Genomic DNA, 18,279 nt, shown 5'->3' on the forward strand with positions numbered 1-18,279 from the left:
CCGCAATGGCTGCCAACCGTTCCGCCCAGCGTGCATGGGCAGCGCTGACTGCACTGATGGCGGCCACCTCGTTGCTGCTGCAATACCTGTTGCTGCTGCATGGCCCCGGGGCGGCTGCCGGGGGCGGCATGGCGACGCTGCGCTTCGTTGGTTACTTCACGATTCTCAGCAACCTGGCGGTGTGCCTGGGATGCGTCCGGCTGATCCGTGCGGGTGTGCTGAACGCGACTGTCGCCGCGGTGATCGCGTTGTGCATCGGGGTGACCGCGTGCATCTACGTGCTGGCGTTGCAGGGGCTGTGGCAACCCACCGGGCTGCAATGGTGGGTCGATGCCGGCCTGCACTACGCTGTGCCGGCGCTGTACCTGCTGGGGTGGTGGTGGCTGCTGCCGCATGGCGCGCTGCGCTGGCGCGCACTGGGCGGGGTGCTGCTGGTACCGCTGGTGTACCTGGGCTGGGCGATGCTGGTGGCCGAAGTGACAGGACAGGCGCCGTATCCGTTCCTCGAACTGCAACGCCTGGGGCTGGCGGCGTTCCTGCTCAACGTGCTGCGCGTTGCGAGCGTGTTCGTGGTGGGGTGGACCCTGCTGTGGGGGCTGGACCGCTGGCGCTGTCGATGAGGCGCTGCAGGGCCATCGCTGCCGCCGGGTTGCGCGCTTTGCCTGCGCCGATGCACAGCAGGTAGACCTCGCGCGGGGCCTCCGCAGCGGGCCCGGCCAGGCATGGCAGGTCATCCACTGGTTCACCGCGTGACCAGCGGCGCGCGCGTTCGGCCCAGCGTTGCTGCACGGGCGCCGGCAGGCCCTCGTTCAAGCGGGCCTGGCTGCGCTTGATCCGCGCATAGACGAAGCCGGCACTGACATCACCGTGCAATGGCGCCTCGTCGCTGTCCTCGATCACCAGCGCCACGCCATGGCGGCGGGCGGCGTCGACCAGTGCCGGGCCATGTGCCTCGGCGTTGCGGACCTCCAGCGCATGCTGCAGCGGCACCCCGTCCAGCTGCTTAGGCAGCTGTGCCATCAGCGCCTCCAGTGCATCGGCGTCGGCCGGGTGGCGCGGATCGAACTGCCACAGCAATGGGCCGAGCCGGTCACCGAGCGCCAGTGCCGCCTGCAGGAACGGTGTGGCCGCTTCCACGGTGCTGGACAGGTCGCGTCGCTGCACCAGGTAGCGCGGCGCCTTCATCGAGAAGCGGAAACCGTCGGGTGTCTGCGCAGCCCATTGCGCGCACTGGGCCGCAGTTGGCGTGCGGTAGAACGTGCCGTTGATCTCGATGCAGCGCAGGGCGCGGCTGGCGTGGGCCAGTTCTTCCCGCTGCGGCAGGCCTGCTGGATAGAACACACCGCAGCGCCATTCGGGAAACACCCAGCCGCCGATGCCGCAGCGGATCTCTGCCTGCCGGCCGGCCGTGGTCACTGGCCGTGGTCCGTGCGCCATGGGTCGTAGCTGCCGAACCACCACAGGTAGCCTTCCGGGTCGGCGCAGGCGTAGCCGCGTCCGCCATAGTCCTGGTCGGCGATGTCGATGACGATGCGGGCACCGGCGGCCTTGGCCCGCGCGTAGTGCGCATCGGCATCGGTGACGATCACGCAGGCGCTCTGGGTCTGGCGTCCGCCGACCTCGTCAGGCAGGGCAGCGTGTTTGCTCCACGCACTCTGGTTGCTGGCCGAGCCCAGCATGATCATGCCGCTGCCGAAGGTGAGCTGCGCATGGAAGACCGTATCGCCATCGGCGTAGACGGCCTGGGCATGGAAGCCGAAGGCGCGCTGCAGCCAGTCGATGGCGGCCTGCGCGTCGCGATAGCGCAGGCACGGAATGATCGTGGAGCCGCTGCTGGGTTGGCCGTTCTCGCCCATGACACCCCTCCTATGGCACAGGGCAGGATGCGCCGCCGGACGTTACCATCCCGCGAAACCCCGGTGACGGCCTGCACATGGCCGCCACCCCTGTTCGGAGATCGTGCTGGATGAAACCCTGGATCGGAGGAGCCGTGCTGCTGGCGTGCACGACCATGGCGAGCGCGGCGACCCCGCCGCCGCTGCAGGACCTGGATGCGACCGTCGAGCGCGTGCGCGCGCAGTTCGACGTGCCCGGCATTGCCGTAGCGGTGGTCAAGGATGGCGAGGTGGTGCTGGAGCGCGGCTGGGGCGTGCGCGAGCAGGGCAAGCCGGAACCGGTGCAGGCCGATACGCTGTTTGCCATTGCGTCCAACACCAAGGCGTTCACGGCCACCTCGCTGAACCTGCTGGCGGAAGAGGGCAAGTTGAAGATGGACGACAAGGTGATCGACCACCTGCCATCGTTCCGCATGTCCGACCCGTTCGTGACCGGGCAGATGACGATCCGCGACCTGCTGTCGCATCGCAGCGGCCTGAGCCTGGGCGCCGGTGACCTGTTGTTCTGGCCGACCACCTCCTACAGTAATGCCGAAGTGGTGGAACGGCTGGGCAAGGTGCCGCTGAAGGGTGGATTCCGCGAAAGCTATGCCTACGACAACATCCTGTACGCGGTCGCCCAGCAGGTGATCGAGCACGTCTCGGGCGTGAGCTACCAGCAGTTCCTGCAGACCCGCATCTTCGACAAGGTGGGCATGGCCGGCACGCGCTACAACGCCGACCACCTGAAGCCGGGTGACACGGCGGCGGTCGGCCACGCCAAGTACGATTTCAAGGACCTGCGCACCGTCGCACCACTGACCTGGTCGAACAATGCCGGCGCCGGTGGCATTTATTCCAGTGCGCACGACATGGCGCGCTGGATGCAGGTGCAGCTGGCCGAAGGCAAGCTGGCCGACGGCACTGCGCTGTTCAGCGAAAAGAGCCAGCAGCAGATGTGGCGGATGATCACCCCGCAGTCGATCCCGGCGCCGAGCGTGCCGGAGCTGGCACCGGCACGGGCCAACTTTGCCGGCTATGGCGAAGGCTGGAGCCTGAGTGACTATCGCGGCCGGAAACTGGTCTGGCACACCGGTGGCTGGCCGGGCATGGTCTCGCGCTTGACCCTGGTGCCGGGCGAGAAGCTGGGCGTGGTGGTGCTGACCAACCAGGAAGTGGGCGCGGCGTTCAACGCGATCACCCTGAGCGTGCTTGATGCCTATCTGGGCGGCGACAAGCACGACTGGGTGGACGCCTATGCCAAGGCCGTGGCCAAGGGCCAGGACAAGGCCGACGAGGCCTGGGCCAAGCATCAGAGCGCGCGCGACAAGGGCAGCAGGCCGTCGCTGCCGCTGGCCGGCTACACCGGCACGTTCCGCGACCGCTGGTATGGCGACATGCAGGTCAGTGCCGCGGGCAAGGGCCTGCGCCTGCGCTTCATGAAGACCGCGCAGCTGAGCGGCCGCCTTGAGCACTGGCAGCACGACACCTTCATCGTGCGCTGGGATGACCGCTCGCTCAACGCCGATGCGTTCGTGAACTTCAGCCTGGACCCGGACGGCAAGGTGCGCGAGGTGCGCATGCAGTCGATCTCCGACCTGACCGATTTCAGCTTCGATTTCCAGGACCTGCTGTTCACCCCGGTCAACGAATGAAGGTAGTGCCGGCCGCTGGCCGGCAACCTCATGATCTTCCGAAATGCCGCGAGGGTGCCGGCCAGCGGCCGGCACTACCGGAGCGGCGGCGATCATCGGCTGGCGTACACATCCGGCGTGGGATACTTCGCCGCTTGCAAGAGGCGAGGGAGTGCGATGTTCCGTTGGTTTGAATCCCTGATCCCGGTGTTCCCGCCCGTGGATGGGCGCATGCCACCGCGCAAGGTGCTGCCGTTCTACCTGCACTACCTGCGCCCGGTGTGGCCGGTGCTGCTGGCGACCCTGATCGCCGGCCTGCTGCTGGCGCTGGTGGAAGTGGCGATGTTCGATTACCTGGGCCGCATCGTCGACATGGTCGCCGAGCAACCGGGGGCCGATTTCTTCAAGCGCCATGCCAATGAACTGGGCTGGATGCTGTTCATCACGGTCATCGCGCGGCCGATCCTGGTCGGCCTGCACAACCTGCTGGTCAACCAGGCGATCGTGCCCGGCCTGAGCAACCGCTCGCGCTGGCTGATGCACAACTACGTGGTGCGGCAGAGCCTGAGCTTCTTCCAGAATGACTTCGCCGGCAGCGTCGCCAACCGGGTGATGCAGACCGGTACCTCGCTGCGCGAGTCGGCGGTGCAGATGGTCGACTCGCTCTGGTACATCGTGGTCTACACCGGCACCGCGCTGTACCTGTTCGCGCAGGCGGACTGGCGGCTGATGGTGCCGCTGGTCCTGTGGCTGCTGGCCTATGCGGTGATCATGGTCTACTTCGTGCCGCGCGCGAAGGAACGGGCCTGGATTGCGTCCGAAGCGCGTTCCAAGGCGATGGGCCGCATCGTCGATGGCTACACCAACATTCCCACGTTGAAGCTGTTCGCCCATGGCGGGCGCGAGCAGGCCTATGTGGCCGAATCGATCCAGGAACTGGCGGTCAAGCACCGCGCGCAGACCCGGGTGACCACCGGCATGGACCTGACCATCGCCATCGCCAACGGTTTCCTGATTGCCGGTACCTGCGGGCTCGCGCTGTGGTTGTGGAATGGCGGCCACATCACCGTTGGCGCGATCACGCTGGCGACCGGCCTGGTGATCCGCATCCACAACATGTCCGGCTGGATCATGTGGACCATCAATGGCATCTTCGAGGACATCGGTACGGTGCAGGACGGCATCACCACCATCGCCCAGCCGCTGACCGTGCAGGACCGCGAGGACGCGGTGCCGTTGCAGGTGACCCGCGGTGGCGTGCACTTCCAGGACATCCACTTCCACTATGGCAAGAAGGGCGGCGTGATCGCAGGCCTGGACCTGGTGGTGAAGCCGGGCGAGAAGATCGGCCTGGTGGGTCCTTCCGGTGCCGGCAAGTCGACCCTGGTCAACGTGCTGCTGCGCCTGTACGACCTGGAAAGCGGCCGCATCCTGATCGACGACCAGGACATTGCCTACGTCACTCAGGAAAGCCTGCGCCAGCAGATCGGCGTGGTCACCCAGGACACCTCACTGCTGCATCGCTCGATCCGCGACAACCTGCTGTACGGCCGTCCGGACGCGACCGATGAGCAGTTGCGCGCTGCGGTGGCCAAGGCGCGTGCCGAAGCCTTCATCGACACGCTGGTGGATGGGCAGGGGCGTCGTGGTTACGACGCACATGTCGGCGAGCGTGGCGTGAAGCTGTCAGGTGGCCAGCGCCAGCGCATCGCCATTGCCCGCGTGCTGCTGAAGGATGCCCCGATCCTGGTGCTGGACGAAGCGACCTCGGCGCTGGACTCGGAAGTGGAAGCGGCGATCCAGGACAGCCTGGATGAGCTGATGGGCGGCAAGACGGTGATCGCGATCGCGCACCGGCTGTCGACCATCGCACGCATGGACCGGCTGGTGGTGATGGACCAGGGCCGCATCGTCGAGACCGGCAGCCACGCCGAACTGATCGCCGCCGGTGGCCTGTACGCGCGCTTGTGGGCGCGACAGACCGGTGGTTTTGTGGCCGCCGATCAATGATTGCTTTCGGGGTCGGAGCCTTCTCTGCGAGCAGGATCCGACCCTGGCCACGTATGCCTTGGGGTCGGATCCCTTTCCGCAGGAAAGGGCTCTGACCCCAACGTGTCTCAGGAGACCTGCATGATCCGATGCCTGCGCCCGCTGCTGCTGGCACTTGGCTTGGCCACAACGGCCGCAGCCGCGGCACCGACACCGGTGCAAGGCGACCAGCTCGAGCAGGTCGTCCTGCTCAGCCGCCACAACCTGCGCGCGCCGGTGGTGGCGTCGGGCGCCCTTGCCCATGCCACGCCGGAGCGCTGGCCACGCTGGGACGTAGGCCCCGGCGAGCTGACCACCAAGGGCGGCGTGCTGGAAGTCTACATGGGGCGCTACATCGGCCAGTGGCTGCGCCAGGCGCAATTGTTGCCGGCGTCGGGTTGCCCGCAGCCGGCTGACTTCCACGCCCATGCCAACAGCCTGCAGCGTACCCAGGCCACCGCGCAGTTCTTCATTGCCGGTGCGTTTCCGGGCTGCCATGTTGCGGTCGAACAGCGCATGGCGCTGGGGACGATGGATCCGCTGTTCGACCCGGTGATCCACAACGATGACGCGGCATTCCGCAAGCGCGCGCTGGCGGCAATGCAGCAGGCGCTGACAGTATCGGATCTGGCACCCGCACTGTCCGTGGTGGAGGGGATCACCCTCTACCCGCAGTCGGCGGCCTGTGCGGGGCGCAGCGACTGTCATCTGGTGCTGGGCGACACGACCTTCAATGCGGAGCCGGGCAAGGAGCCACGCGCTTCGGGTTCACTGGCACTGGCCAGCGGTCTGGTCGATGCCCTGCTGATGGAGCATTACCAGGGAAGTGGCGTTCCGCGCGAAGGTTGGGGCCGCTTGAACACGGAAGGCCAATGGATGGCGTTGGCGCAGATCCGCAACCGCTACCAGGACATCCTGTTCGGAACACCCGCGGTGGCGCGTGACGTGGCCGCTCCGCTGCTGGCGCGCGTGGATGCGTCGTTCGGTGATCCGGCGTCGCCGAAGGTGATCCTGCTGGTCGGCCATGATTCCAATATCGGTTCGGTGCTGGCGGCGATAGGAATCGGTGACTACAGCCTGCCAGGCCAGTTCGAGAAGACGCCGATCGGTGGCCTGCTGCAGTTCGAGCGTTGGCGTGACCGCCAGGGCGGTGGCGAGCGGTTCCGCCTGGCCTACGTCTATCCGACCACCGCGCAGCTGCGCGATGCCGTGCCGCTGACCGAGGCGCAGCCGCCGGGACGCGTCGCACTGCCCTTGCCGGGCTGTGACCGGCAGGGCTGCAGCCGTGCGCAGTTCCAGCAGCTGCTACAGCGGGCCCGTCGCTGAAACAGGGGGCTATCGCGGCGGCGTGCGCACGATGCCCTGCGCAGCCATCAAACTAAGGTCGCCGCCCAGCCGTGGGGAACGGAACGGTCCGCGTGCATGCGCGGCATCGAACAGGCCGCCATCGGGTGAGCGCAAGCGGTAGAACTCGACCCAGCCGCTGGCCTGCAGGGGCAGCTGTGCAACGCCGGTGTGTTCGTTGAACCATGCAGGGTCCTTGCTGCCTTCGATGACGCGGCGGGCAAGGCGGTCAATGGCGCGATCCCTGCTGGCGTACCAGTCCTGGCCGCGCAGCCGTGCCAGCTCGGCCATCATCACCAGCGGCGCCAATGCGTAGTCGTGGTAGTGCAGGGCGCGTTGCCCGCGCGCCATCTCCAGCGGCAGGCTGCCATCGTCCTGGATGTCATCGACGCCCTTCTGGAAGGCGGCGTGGCCGGCTTGCCACAGGGCATCGTCGTCGGTGGCCAGTCCGGTGGCCAGCACGCCCAGACCGCCCCAGTAGTAGTGGTTGTTGCGGCGCCGTTTCGGATTGTTCCAGTACGCCAGGTTGGCCCGGGCCAGCCTCTGCAACCACGGATCGATGCGCGCGCGCTGCCGGGCATCTGCCTGGTCGTGCACCTTCAGGTAGGCCATCGCTACCGCATCGAGCATCCACTGCCGCATGTAGAACGACTGGTTGTTGTTGACCCGGATCATCTGCCCGAGCATGGCGCCGTCGTCGGCCCACGCACCCAGCCAGTTCAGCGTGCACTGTGCGGCTGCCGGGTCACCGTCGCGCAGGTAGTCGTCGCTCATGCGCGCCACGTCGGCGGCATAGCGGTCCAGCGGCGCAGTGGCGTCCTTGTTCTGCTGGCGAAGTGCCGGGTCGATCACCGAACCAGCCTTGTCGGTGTAGTAGCCCAGGGCACGGATGTCGGGCTGTCCCGCCGGTGGCGGCGGGCAGGCAGCGTAGGCAGGAGTGCTGGCCAACAGCGCGGGCAGCAGCGCAAGACGCAAGAGGGGGAGAGACATGGACGCCGGCGGAAGGGGGAACCTGGCGAAAGATGCGCCCGGAGTTGTTCGCCAGGTGTGAGGTCACGCACGCCCGATGTGCAACGGTTCAGGACCGGAGCGGCTCCAACGTGGCGGGAAGGATGCGTTGCCCTGTAGGCGACGCGTGCCCTTCTGGGCTGCGGGGTTGCGATGTAGTCTGCGGGTGATTCACCTACTCTGGAGATCGACCATGAAAATCACGGACTTTCTGGTAATGGATCACTATGGCGACCAGATCGACGCCGATCCCCATGGCAACAACATTGCATTCTGCTGTTTCGACTGCGGGCATCCCATACTGGCCGTCGCGCTGGAGAACCAACGTGGGTTTGATGAAGTGCATCCGGCGGCATGCCGGGGCTGCAAGGTGAAGTACTTTCTTGATATCCGCAGCAATGCCGGGAAGCTGTACATACACCGGATGTGAGGCCGTCGGGCGCTTCAAACGAGAACGGCCCGGGAAGCCCGGGCCGTGAGGTGCTGCCAGAGCCGCGGGGCATTCAGCCCCGCAGCCGATCACTCGATCGGCTGGTCCAGCATCAGCTGGCGTGCGAAACGCACCGGCGGTGCGCCGTAGGACAGTACCTGGTCGTGGTACGCCTTCAGGTTGAACTTGTCGCCCAGCTTTTCCTGCACCGCCTTGCGGGTGTCGAAGTGTTCCTGCGCACCCACGAAGTAGGTCGGCAGCTGCGCCGAGGTCAGCTGCGCGCGCACCCACTTGCCGGCCGCTTCGCTTTCCTGCTGGAACGCGTCGTGGGTCATCAGGTGCATCGCCTTCTCGCGATCCCAGTTGTCCACGTGCACGCCCTGGTCGAGGATCGCGTTGGAGATCGTGCGCAGGTAGAACTTCAGCTGCACCAGGTGGAACAGCGGGTCGTTGTCGAGGTAGCCCTGCTCCTGCATCATGCGCTCGGTATAGACCGCCCAGCCTTCGGCGAACAGGCCCGAACGCAGCACCGCACGCAGGGTGGAGGGGAACTTGGCCGAGTGCCAGCCTTCCAGGTAATGGCCCGGGGTGCCTTCGTGGATGCTCAGCAGGTGGATCATGCGCGAGTTGTATTCACGCAGGAACGAGTCGACCTGCTTCTCGTTCCAGTCGTCCGGAATCGGCGACACGGCGTAGAAGGTCTTCAGGTTCTTGTCCAGCGGGCCCGGAGAGTCGCAGTAGGCCACGGCCACGCCACGCTGGAATTCCGGCATCAGGATGATGTCCACCGGCGCGTCGGGCAGGGTCACCAGGTCGTGCTCGCGCACGAACGCGGTGGACTGCTCCAGCGCGGCCTTGGCATCATCGACCACCTTGTCGCGCGCCGGCTTGTCGGCGTAGGCCAGTTCCAGTGCGGCCTCGATCGCCTTCTGCTGCTGCTCGTCGGTCGGCTGGGCCGGCATCTCCGGCGCACCCGGCTTGTCCTTCAGTACGGTCTGCGCGATGCCGTACATGTCCTCGCGCACGCGCTTGAGTTCGGCGCGTGCACGCTCACCGATCTCCTGGCGCGACAGCGAGGAGCTCAGCGCGAACTTCAGCTTCTGGTCGTACTTTTCCGCACCAATGCGGAAGTCGCCCTTGGCGTTCGGCACCAGGGTCTTGTCCAGCCAGGTCTGCTGCTCGTCCACGGCCTTCTTCAGGCCGTCGATGGCGGCCTGCAGGCGCTGCTGGTCGGCCTGCGGCAGTTCGCCGATGTGCGGGGTGATGAAGGTATCGACGATGCTGAGGATGCCCTTGTTCTGCTTGGCCACCGTCTCGGCATGGATCTTCGGAACGCGGGCCGGATCCAGGTTCTCGCGTGCCTGGGCGAAGATCGCCGGCAGCTTTTCCATGCGCGCGGTCGCCGACTTCAGGCGTTCCGGCAGCGGTGCGAACTCCCGGGCCATCAGGCCATAGATCGCGCTGCCGGCGATGCCGTTGTACAGCTGCGGGTCCCACTTGCCGGACTGGAGCACTTCGGCGTTCCAGATTTCCGACTGCAGCTGGTTGCGCAGGATCGCCGCGTCCACCTGGTTCTCGCGGCCCAGCTTGGCCACCTCGATCTTGTCCAGCTCGCCCAGCAGCGCCTTGTAGGCGGCCACGGTCTTCTGCTGGCCGGCGGCGCTCAGGTCGTCCAGTTCGCTGTCGTAGCGGTGGTCACCGATCTGGGTGGCGCTGACCGGCGACAGCTGCATCCAGGTGTCCAGGGCGCGCTTGGACAGATCGGCGAAGGCGGCATCGACCGCCGCGTCACCGGCCTGCTGGCTGGTGGCCGGGGTGGAAGCGTTGGTCGGGGCGTCGGCAGGCTGGCAACCGGCCAGCGCAGCGACCAGGGCGAGGGCAAGAAGATGCGGGCGCATCGGCATTCCTGTACGGGGTCAAACCCTGAGCATAGGGCCCCGTCGCTGCTTTGTCCCCGTGCCATAGGATTACCATGGGCGGTTTCAAGGACCCTCCAAAGGAGCGCAGGACATGGAATACCAGGGAAGCTGCCATTGCGGCATGATCGCATTCACCGTACAGGCCGAGGCGCCGATCAGCGACGTCATCGACTGCAACTGCTCGATGTGCCGCCGTCGCGGCAGCCTGCTGTGGTTCGCCCCGCGCGAGGCGTTCCAGCTGGCCACCGATCCGGCTGACGTGGCCACCTACCACTTCAACAAGGCGCATATCGACCACCACCACTGCCGCCAATGCGGTATCGCCCCCTACAGCGAAGCGATCGATCCGCGTACCGGCACACCGATGGTGGCGGTGAACGTTCGCTGCGTGCCGCAGGTCGATCTGGCCGGTCTTTCGGTGACCTCCTACAACGGAGCCGCGCTGTGAGGCCGCTGTGCGCGTGGACGCGCACGCTGGCAGTGCCGGTGCTGCTGTTGGCACTGGCAGCCTGCGCCAAGAACGGTGAGCGCGCTGCAGAGGCGGGCGCGACCGCGGCCGATGCCGCTGTTGCTTCGCCGGAAGGCGCATTCCTGGCCTACGAACATGACGTGCAGGTGCAGCTGGAGGCGGCGCAGATCGCACCGCGCATCCAGCAGATCGCCCAGGCCTGCCAGAGCGCGAAGTTCGGCGACTGTGCAGTGTTGCAGGTCGACCAGCGCGGCGGCGAGCAGCCCAGCGGTGAAGTGAAGGTGCGCATCGCGCCGAAGGGCACCGAGCCGCTGATCGCGATGGCCGGTGAGGGCGGCACGCTGCAGTCGCGCAACACGCGCGCGGAGGACCTCGCGCAGGAAGTAGCGGACACCGCGCTGACCAAGTCCCGGCTGGAGAAGGAACACGCGCGGCTGTTGTCCTACCAGGACCGCAAGGACCTGAAGATCGAGGACCTGATGGCGATCACCACGCGGCTGTCGGAGATCGAAGCAGGCGTCGAGCAGGCCAACAAGGATGCCGCACAGCAGCGTCGGCGCATCGATACCCAGCTGGTGACGATCCACTTCGACACCACCTCGGGCCAGCGCAGCCGCAGCGAGATCGGCGAGGCGCTGAGCGAGTCGGGCAGCATCCTCAGCGGCAGCATTGCGTTCCTGATCCGCGCCGTCGCCGCGTTGCTGCCGGTGGGTGTGCTGGCCCTGGTCGTGGCCTGGGGTGTGCGGGCGTGGTGGCGTCGCCGCCGTCGCACGCTGCCGCCCACCCGCTGAGGTGACGGCTGATGCCGGCAGGGAGCCGGCGTCAGCCCTCGTCGGTCTCGTACTCGACGAACACATCCAGCTCCAGCGCCAGTTCCTGCACCGCGTCGCGCACCTTCTGCGCGGTGCTTTCATTGCCGACTTCCACTTCCAGCTCGTGGATGCCCGGGCCGATGTCATCGGACAGCCCGGCCGAACTGGAATCGTCGTCGTCCATGTGTGGCATCAGGTCGTCGGTTTCCTCGACATGTTCGATGCCCTCCAGGCCGAGCAGCAGGTCGCTGATGGCGCGGGCGTCGTATTCGGTTCCGGTGATGCGCAGTCGCAGCATGGCCATGGCGTAGGTACGTTGTGGAGTTGCCTGCAGCCTAGCCAGCGCCGGGCAAAGAACGGGTGAGGGCGCAGTCAGGCGCGTGTGGCCGGGCGTCCGAGCAGGCTGTCCGGCAATGCGGGAATCGGCGTGCGTTCGTCCTGCGCCTGCTCCAGCAACCAGTCGATGAACAGGCGTGCGGCCGGGCTCGGCGGTTGTCCTTCGGCGTGCACCACGTGATACGCATAGCGCGCCTTCAGCGCCGGGCCGGGCAGGCGTACCACCTCGTAGCGCTGCAGGTAGGGCTGCGCGATGTGGGTACGTGCCAGCACCGCGCCCATGCCGTACACCGCTGCACGCATCGCATCGGTGCTGTCGGCGAAGGTGTGCATCGGCGGCAGCGGCGAGGGCGGGCGCACGCCGGCATGACGGAACCAGTCGCGCCAGCCCTGTGGCGACAGGTCGGTCAGCAGCGGCAGGTCGGCGATGCGCGCCGGATCGACCAGTGCTTCGACCCCGGCCAGCGCCGGCGAGGCCACCGGGAACAGGTAGTCGTCCATCAGGTGCTGCGCACGCAGGCCCGGCCACTGGCCCAGACCGTAGCGGATGCCGACTTCCGGCCCATTGTCGTCGTAGCGATCCAGGCCGCTGCCGGTGTGCAGCTCGATGCGGATGTGCGGATGGGCCTGGGTGAAGCGCGGCAGCCGTGGCAGCAGCCAGCAGTAGGAGAGCGAGCGCAGCGTGGTGATCCGCAACGGCACGCTGTCGGCATCCGGCTGCAGGTGATGGGCGACGGCCGCGACATCGGTGAAGGCGGCGCTGGCGGCGTCGGCCAGTTGCCGGCCCTCGGCGGTCAGGCGCACGCCGCGGGCGTGGCGCAGGAACAGGCGTACTTCCAGCACTTCTTCCAGCCGGCGCACATGGTGGCTGACCGCGCTGGCGGTCAGGTGCAGCTCCTGCGCGGCCTGGGCGAAGTTCTGGTGGCGCGCGGCGACCGCGAACACGGCCAGTGCGGGGAGCAGGGAAGGGCGTAGCTGCATGTCGAGCCTCAAACCATATTTGTGGCTGGCAGCGATACTACGCGCTTGTGCGGCAGGCGTCTGCGCCCGATCCTGTCTGCCTTGACGAGGAATTGACGATGGACGGAGGCGAGGCATGAATGCGGTCCCACAGGCAGCCGAGCGCGACTGGCGCACACCGCTGGAGTTGACCCTGCTGGGCGCCATCTGGGGCTGCTCGTTCCTGTTCATGCGGGTGGCGGTGCCGTCGTTCGGTCCGTTCGCGCTGGTCGAGGTGCGGCTGGTGCTGGGCGCGCTGGTGCTGCTGCCGTTCCTGTGGCGTGCCCGCGCGCAGTTCCCACCGCGGCGCTGGCTGTGGCTGGCACCGATCGGGCTGATCAACTCGGCGCTGCCGTTCGTGCTGTTCGCCTACGCGGCCGAGCGAGCCCCTGCGGCGATCGGCGCCATCTGCAATGCGATGACCGTGCTGTTCGCCGCGCTGATCGCCTTCCTGTTCTTCGGCGAGAAGATCGGCATGCGCCGTGCGGGCGCGCTGCTGGTCGGCTTCGCCGGCGTGGTGGTACTCGCCACGGCCAAGGTCTCGGGCCTGAGCATCGGCACTGCAGTGCTGGCTGGTGCCGCGGCTTCGTTGCTGTACGGCCTGGGCGTGAACCTGGTGAAGCGGCACATGACCGGCCTGCCCTCGGCGGCGGCCGCTGCTGCAACGCTGTCGTGTGCCTCGCTGTGGATGCTGCCGATGGCGGTGACCCACTGGCCGCAGGCGGCGATTCCGCTGAAGGCGTGGGGCGCGGCGATTGCCTTGGGCGTGGCCTGCACCGGGCTGGCGTTCCTGATGTTCTACCGCCTGATCGGTCGTATCGGCCCGTCGCGGGCGTCGACGGTGACCTACCTGATTCCGCTGTTCGGCGCGGCGTTTGCGTGGTTGTTCCTGGGTGAGCCGGTGACGTTGCAGATGTTGATTGCCGGTGTGTTGATTCTGGGCAGCGTGGCGGTGAGTCAGAAGGGCTGAGCGCGCCGACGCACTGGTAGTGCCGGGCGCTGCCCGGCAGCTCTTTTCCACGCCTGCGGAGAGGTGTCACTTTCTTTGCTCGTGCAAAGAAAGTAACCAAAGAAACACGCCGCCAGGCCGCGAGCCGGTGCTGCGCACCGGTGCCCTGCGCTCCTCGGCCCGTCGAGGGACGGCGCGGGAACTCGCTGCGCTCAGACACCCGCGCCTCTTCGCCCTCGCCAGACCTGCGGTGCTCGGCTCGCTCAAGGCGGACTGGAAGGTCAAGATCAACAGCAAAAGCATCCACGCATTGCGTGGATCTTCTGGATGCAGCTGTGGCCTTTGAACTGGGTCCGCCTTGAGCGACCCGAGCATCGCAGGGGAATCAGGGGCGAAGAGGTGCCGATGTCCTGTAGAGCCGACTGCTAGTCGGCTGCCTTGTGCACACCGTTCCCTGATTCACCGAGAAGCGCAGGGGACCGACGTGCGAAACACGGCGGCTCGCGACCTGGCGGCGCGTTTCTTTTGGTTACTTTTCTTTGCGTACAAAGAAAAGTAACGCCCATGAACAGTGAAGCACCTTCAGCACGCGTCACGCGCAGGAAACCATCAGCGAACCGGCACCGGAATATTGCACAGATCGATATGCCCGGCCGGGCGCTTGTAGAAATCATCCACGCGGTTGCGCCGCGCCTCCACCGTATCGGCGAAGGTCTTCGAGTCGGTACGCAGTACCTGGATCGGCGTGCGCTCGGCTGCCGGCACGTCGCTGGCGCGGCGGATCGACACGATCGGCGTGCGCAGTGTCGGGTCGGTGTAGAAGCCCATCGGCGCCGGCCCGCGCGGCGTCGCGCTGAGCAGCTCCATGCCCTTCAGCACGCGACCGACCAGGGTGATGTTGCGGTCCAGTTGGCGCGGCGACTGTCCGGTCACCACGTACAGTTCGGCACCGATGCTGCTGTCTTCCTCGTTGCTGCGGCCCGCGCCCAGCATGCCGTAGCAATGTGCCAGCCAGGCCTTGCCGGCCTGTGGGTCCTGGCCGACCGGGAAGCCGTCGACAAAACCGGTCTGCGCGGCCCAGCCATCGCGGTCCGGCAGCACGGTGACCTTCAGGTCGGCGCTGGCGCGCTCGAACTCGGCCGGCAACTTGCGCGCGGCGCTGCCGAACGGCTTGGCCTTGGCTGCGTCATCGGCGTCGGCATCGCCGAACTGCACCACGAAGTTGTCCTGCGAGCGGTAGATGCTGGTGCCGTCCCAGAAATGCTCGTGGGCGAAGGTCTGGATGTTGGCGACATGGCGCGGGGCGAACTGCGGTGCCAGCTCGATGATGACCCGACCGGCCGGCAGGTCCATGTACAGCAGGTTGGCCGGGTCCGGGGTGCGCCAGTCGCTGGCCGCCGAGGCGTCGAGGATCTGCTGAGGGCTGCGGTAGGGCGTGGCCGCGCTGGCCAGGGCGGGCAGCAGGCAGGCCAGGGCGAGGGCGGTCAGGGCAAGGCAACGGCGGTGCGGCATGGGAACCCCGGAACATGAACGAGGCTTCGATTCTGCGCGAGCCGCGCAGCGGCGCCAACCGGGAGAGTGACTAACGACACATTCGCTATACCGAACTTCGCACTACTGTGGACTTCAACGTAGTGGAGGGCCGGTCATGTCCGAGGACGATGTCCACCTGAAGAAGTTCCAGAAGGAGCTCAGCGCCGGAACGGTGTCGCTGGCCCTGCTGGCGGTGCTGGCCCGGGCCGGGGCGCCGCTGTACGGCTACCTCATTGCCAAGGAGCTGGAGCGGGTGGGCGAGGGCGTGCTGAGCGGCAAGCAGAGCGCGCTGTACCCGGTACTGCGCAACCTGGAGGGCGCCGGCCTGCTGGAAAGCCATGTGGAACCTTCCAGCAGCGGGCCGCCGCGGCGCTACTACCGCATCAACGAACGTGGCCGCGAGGTGCTGGCGCAGTGGCGCCAGGCCTGGCAGGCCACCCGCGATTCCGTCGATTCCGTGTTGGAGGGGGTACCGCAATGAACGACCCGAGCCTGGCAGGCCGCGCCCTGCCTACGACCATCCCGCAGTACCTGGCGCAGCTGCGCGCGGCGCTGGAAGGTGCCGATCCGGCGATGGTGCAGGACGCGCTGTACGACGCCGAGGAATACCTGCGCTCGGAGCTGGCGGCGCAGCCCGGCCGCAGCGAGGCCGAGGTGATCGCCGATGTTGCCGGCAGCTATGGCGCGCCGGACGAAGTGGCCGAGATCTACCGCGAGACCGAAGTGACGGTGAACCGCGCGCTGCGTACGCCGCGTGCGGATACCGCGCCGATGCTGCGTGCAGCGGCGGAAGCCAGTGGCGTCGAGCCGGCCGCACCGCCGCAGGCGCCGGTGCAGCGTTCGCTGCTGGCGCGCTTCTTCGGCGTGGTGACCGATCCGCACACCTACGGTGCGCTGTTCTACATGCTGCTGTCGCTGGCCACCGGCATCTTCTTCTTCACCTGGGTGGTGACCGGCCTGTCATTGTCGCTGGGCCTGCTGATCCTGATCATCGGCATTCCGCTGACCGTGCTGTTCTTCGGCTCGGTGCGCGGGCTGGCGCTGCTGGAAGGACGGCTGGTGGAAGCGCTGCTGGGCGAGCGCATGCCGCGCCGCCCGCGTTATACCGACCGCAGCCGCACCTGGCTGCAGCGCATCGGCGACATGTTCACCGATGGCCGTACCTGGCTGACGCTGTTGTACTTCGTGCTGATGCTGCCGCTGGGCGTGATCTACTTCACCATCGCGGTGACGCTGCTGTCGCTGTCGCTGAGCCTGATCTGGGCGCCGGTCGCGGCGATCTTCAGTGGTGACATCCCCGGCGTGTACATCAACGACGTGAATGTGCTGCCGATGGCGGCCTCGCCGCTGGTGGCGATCGCGGTTGCTGCGGCGGGCGCACTGCTGCTGGTGCTGACGATGCACCTGGCACGCGGCATCGGCAAGCTGCATGGGCTGATTGCCAAGAACCTGCTGGTGCGGTTGTAACAGGCCAGGGGTCGGATCCCTGTTCGCAGAACAGGGCTCTGACCCCGGATCCCATCATGCTGGGGTCAGAGCCCTTTCCGTTGGAAAGGGATCCGACCCCGGGCGGGGCATTACCCCGCCTTGCGCCGCAACGGGGTGACGTTGCTCTTCTTCTTCGCGGCCTTCGCCGCCGGGGCTTCGGCATGCGCGGCGAAGAAGTCGCGCACCTTCGGGTACACCACCTCGCGCCAGCGACGGCCGCTGAAGATGCCGTAGTGGCCGGCACCTTCGACGATGAAATGCTCACGGCGGTCCGCAGTGATGCCGGTGCACAGCGCCTGCGCGGCTTCGGTCTGACCAAGGCCGGCGATGTCGTCCAGCTCGCCTTCGATGCTCAGTAGCGCGGTATCGCGGATCGCCGACGGATCGACCTTCTCGCCGTTGACCACCCACTCGCCACGGGGCAGCAGGAAGTCCTGGAACACCACGCGGATGGTATCGAGGTAGTACCTGGCCGGCATGTCCAGCACCGCGTTGTACTCGTCGTAGAAACGACGGTGCGCGTCGGCGTCTTCCAGGTCGCCCTTGACCAGGTCGGTGTAGAAATCCCAGTGCGAGCTGAAGTGGCGGCTCGGGTTCATCGACAGGAAGCCGGCGTGCTGCAGGAAGCCCGGGTACACGCGACGGCCGGCACCCGGATAGCTGGCCGGCACGGTGTGGATGACGTTGTTCTCGAACCACGACAGCGGGTTCTGCGTGGCCAGGTTGTTCACTGCGGTCGGGCTGCAGCGCGCATCGATCGGGCCACCCATCATCACCAGCGTGCGCGGCGTCGGTTCACCACGGCTGGCCATCAGTGAAACCGCGGCCAGCACCGGTACGGTCGGCTGGCACACGCTCACCACGTGCAGGCGTTCGACGCCGAGGTGGCGGATGAACTCCTGGATGTAGGCGATGTAGTCATCCAGCCCGAACTCGCCTTCGCTGGCCGGCACCATGCGCGCGTCGACCCAGTCGGTGACGTACACGCGGTGGTCGCGCAGCAGCGTGCGCACGGTGTCGCGCAGCAGCGTGGCGTGGTGGCCGGACAGCGGCGCCACCACCAGCACGAACGGCTGGTTGAGCATGGTGTGCAGCTGGTCGGCTTCATTGCTGTGGCGCTTGAAGCGCAGCAGCTTGCAGAACGGCTTGCTCACTTCCTCGTGCACGACGATCGGCACGCGCTCGCCATCGACGTCGATTTCGTTGATGCCCCACTCGGGCTTCTCGTAATCCTTGCCGATGCGGTGGAAGAGTTCATTGACCGCCGCCAGGCGATCAGCACCGGGCATCTGCGACCACCAATGGCCCTGGTTGGCGAAGAATCTGGCGTTGGCCTGGGCCTGGTGCACCCAGGGGGCGAGCAGGTTGCGGGTCAGTTCGTGCAGTTGATAGAGCATGACGACCGAATATGTATGGTCATATGTTGCCGCGCAGCATATCCCATCCAGGTGTCCCG

Annotated in this window: 18 protein-coding genes; 10 read left to right on the forward strand and 8 right to left on the reverse strand. The window is 67.0% G+C overall.

What is annotated here, in order from left to right:
- Positions 1-5 precede the first annotated feature (5 nt).
- Complete coding sequence (locus VG561_RS02020; protein ID WP_262093262.1) at positions 6-620, forward strand: Pr6Pr family membrane protein; 615 nt, start codon at positions 6-8, stop codon at positions 618-620.
- On the opposite strand, the gene VG561_RS02025 is transcribed toward VG561_RS02020, so the two are convergent.
- Together VG561_RS02025 and VG561_RS02030 are read right to left on the reverse strand one after the other, a co-directional pair.
- Positions 541-1,437, reverse strand: a complete 897-nt coding sequence (locus VG561_RS02025; RefSeq protein WP_423179334.1) for a DUF72 domain-containing protein — start codon at positions 1,435-1,437, stop codon at positions 541-543. The two genes, VG561_RS02020 and VG561_RS02025, sit on opposite strands and share 80 nt — an antisense overlap.
- Positions 1,413-1,856 carry a VOC family protein gene (locus VG561_RS02030; RefSeq protein WP_014646472.1) on the reverse strand — a complete coding sequence of 148 codons (444 nt, stop codon included), beginning with the start codon at positions 1,854-1,856 and terminating at the stop codon, positions 1,413-1,415. Before VG561_RS02030 ends, VG561_RS02025 begins: the two co-directional genes overlap by 25 nt.
- Before the next feature lie 110 nt (positions 1,857-1,966).
- Here VG561_RS02030 and VG561_RS02035 point away from each other — a divergent pair, with 110 nt between their 5' ends.
- The 3 genes from VG561_RS02035 to agp all read left to right on the forward strand — a co-directional run bounded on the left by VG561_RS02035 (position 1,967) and on the right by agp (position 6,862).
- A complete protein-coding gene (locus tag VG561_RS02035; RefSeq protein ID WP_423179335.1) occupies positions 1,967-3,529 on the forward strand; it encodes a serine hydrolase in 1,563 nt (520 codons plus the stop codon).
- A 156-nt stretch (positions 3,530-3,685) separates the two neighbouring features.
- On the forward strand, positions 3,686-5,518 hold the full coding sequence (smrA, locus tag VG561_RS02040; RefSeq protein ID WP_423179336.1) for a multidrug efflux ABC transporter SmrA: 1,833 nt from the start codon (positions 3,686-3,688) through the stop codon (positions 5,516-5,518).
- A 120-nt stretch (positions 5,519-5,638) separates the two neighbouring features.
- The gene (agp, locus tag VG561_RS02045; protein ID WP_423179337.1) at positions 5,639-6,862 is read left to right on the forward strand and encodes a bifunctional glucose-1-phosphatase/inositol phosphatase; all 1,224 of its coding nucleotides are present in this window, start codon (positions 5,639-5,641) and stop codon (positions 6,860-6,862) included.
- A 9-nt stretch (positions 6,863-6,871) separates the two neighbouring features.
- On the opposite strand, the gene VG561_RS02050 is transcribed toward agp, so the two are convergent.
- Positions 6,872-7,870: a polysaccharide lyase gene (locus tag VG561_RS02050; protein ID WP_142234453.1), complete on the reverse strand. Its 999-nt coding sequence runs from the start codon at positions 7,868-7,870 to the stop codon at positions 6,872-6,874.
- Positions 7,871-8,081: 211 nt separating this feature from the next.
- Between VG561_RS02050 and VG561_RS02055 the strand changes: the two genes are divergently transcribed.
- Entirely contained in the window at positions 8,082-8,318 is a 237-nt protein-coding gene (locus tag VG561_RS02055; protein ID WP_046429698.1) for a hypothetical protein, read from the forward strand.
- An 89-nt stretch (positions 8,319-8,407) separates the two neighbouring features.
- Here VG561_RS02055 and VG561_RS02060 read toward each other — a convergent pair whose 3' ends face one another.
- Entirely contained in the window at positions 8,408-10,216 is a 1,809-nt protein-coding gene (locus VG561_RS02060) for a DUF885 domain-containing protein (RefSeq protein ID WP_032956825.1), read from the reverse strand.
- Positions 10,217-10,328: 112 nt separating this feature from the next.
- On the opposite strand from VG561_RS02060, the gene VG561_RS02065 reads away from it, so the two are divergent.
- Together VG561_RS02065 and VG561_RS02070 are read left to right on the forward strand one after the other, a co-directional pair.
- Positions 10,329-10,685 carry a GFA family protein gene (locus VG561_RS02065; protein ID WP_046429700.1) on the forward strand — a complete coding sequence of 119 codons (357 nt, stop codon included), beginning with the start codon at positions 10,329-10,331 and terminating at the stop codon, positions 10,683-10,685.
- Positions 10,682-11,497: a DUF4349 domain-containing protein gene (locus VG561_RS02070; RefSeq protein ID WP_032956827.1), complete on the forward strand. Its 816-nt coding sequence runs from the start codon at positions 10,682-10,684 to the stop codon at positions 11,495-11,497. Before VG561_RS02065 ends, VG561_RS02070 begins: the two co-directional genes overlap by 4 nt.
- Before the next feature lie 31 nt (positions 11,498-11,528).
- Here the strand turns inward: VG561_RS02070 and VG561_RS02075 are convergent, their stop codons facing one another.
- The gene (locus tag VG561_RS02075; protein WP_423179338.1) at positions 11,529-11,822 is read right to left on the reverse strand and encodes a hypothetical protein; all 294 of its coding nucleotides are present in this window, start codon (positions 11,820-11,822) and stop codon (positions 11,529-11,531) included.
- A 68-nt stretch (positions 11,823-11,890) separates the two neighbouring features.
- Positions 11,891-12,835 carry a LysR substrate-binding domain-containing protein gene (locus VG561_RS02080; RefSeq protein WP_014646480.1) on the reverse strand — a complete coding sequence of 315 codons (945 nt, stop codon included), beginning with the start codon at positions 12,833-12,835 and terminating at the stop codon, positions 11,891-11,893.
- 115 nt (positions 12,836-12,950) lie between these two features.
- Here VG561_RS02080 and VG561_RS02085 point away from each other — a divergent pair, with 115 nt between their 5' ends.
- A complete protein-coding gene (locus VG561_RS02085; RefSeq protein WP_014646481.1) occupies positions 12,951-13,823 on the forward strand; it encodes a DMT family transporter in 873 nt (290 codons plus the stop codon).
- Positions 13,824-14,411: 588 nt separating this feature from the next.
- Here VG561_RS02085 and VG561_RS02090 read toward each other — a convergent pair.
- Positions 14,412-15,314 (reverse strand): peptidylprolyl isomerase, encoded by a 903-nt coding sequence (locus VG561_RS02090; RefSeq protein WP_046429707.1) that lies wholly within the window; start codon positions 15,312-15,314, stop codon positions 14,412-14,414.
- A gap of 136 nt (positions 15,315-15,450) precedes the next feature.
- Here VG561_RS02090 and VG561_RS02095 point away from each other — a divergent pair, with 136 nt between their 5' ends.
- Both VG561_RS02095 and VG561_RS02100 read left to right on the forward strand, forming a co-directional pair.
- On the forward strand, positions 15,451-15,816 hold the full coding sequence (locus VG561_RS02095; RefSeq protein ID WP_046429709.1) for a PadR family transcriptional regulator: 366 nt from the start codon (positions 15,451-15,453) through the stop codon (positions 15,814-15,816).
- Positions 15,813-16,802 (forward strand): sensor domain-containing protein, encoded by a 990-nt coding sequence (locus VG561_RS02100; protein WP_046429710.1) that lies wholly within the window; start codon positions 15,813-15,815, stop codon positions 16,800-16,802. The genes VG561_RS02095 and VG561_RS02100 overlap by 4 nt, the downstream gene beginning before the upstream one ends.
- A 110-nt stretch (positions 16,803-16,912) precedes the next feature.
- Here the strand turns inward: VG561_RS02100 and VG561_RS02105 are convergent, their stop codons facing one another.
- Positions 16,913-18,220, reverse strand: a complete 1,308-nt coding sequence (locus tag VG561_RS02105) for a polyhydroxyalkanoate depolymerase (protein WP_014646484.1) — start codon at positions 18,218-18,220, stop codon at positions 16,913-16,915.
- Positions 18,221-18,279 lie beyond the last annotated feature (59 nt).

Origin of the sequence: Stenotrophomonas sp. CASM110 (assembly GCF_049384345.1) — a bacterium.
Taxonomy (GTDB): domain Bacteria; phylum Pseudomonadota; class Gammaproteobacteria; order Xanthomonadales; family Xanthomonadaceae; genus Stenotrophomonas; species Stenotrophomonas muris.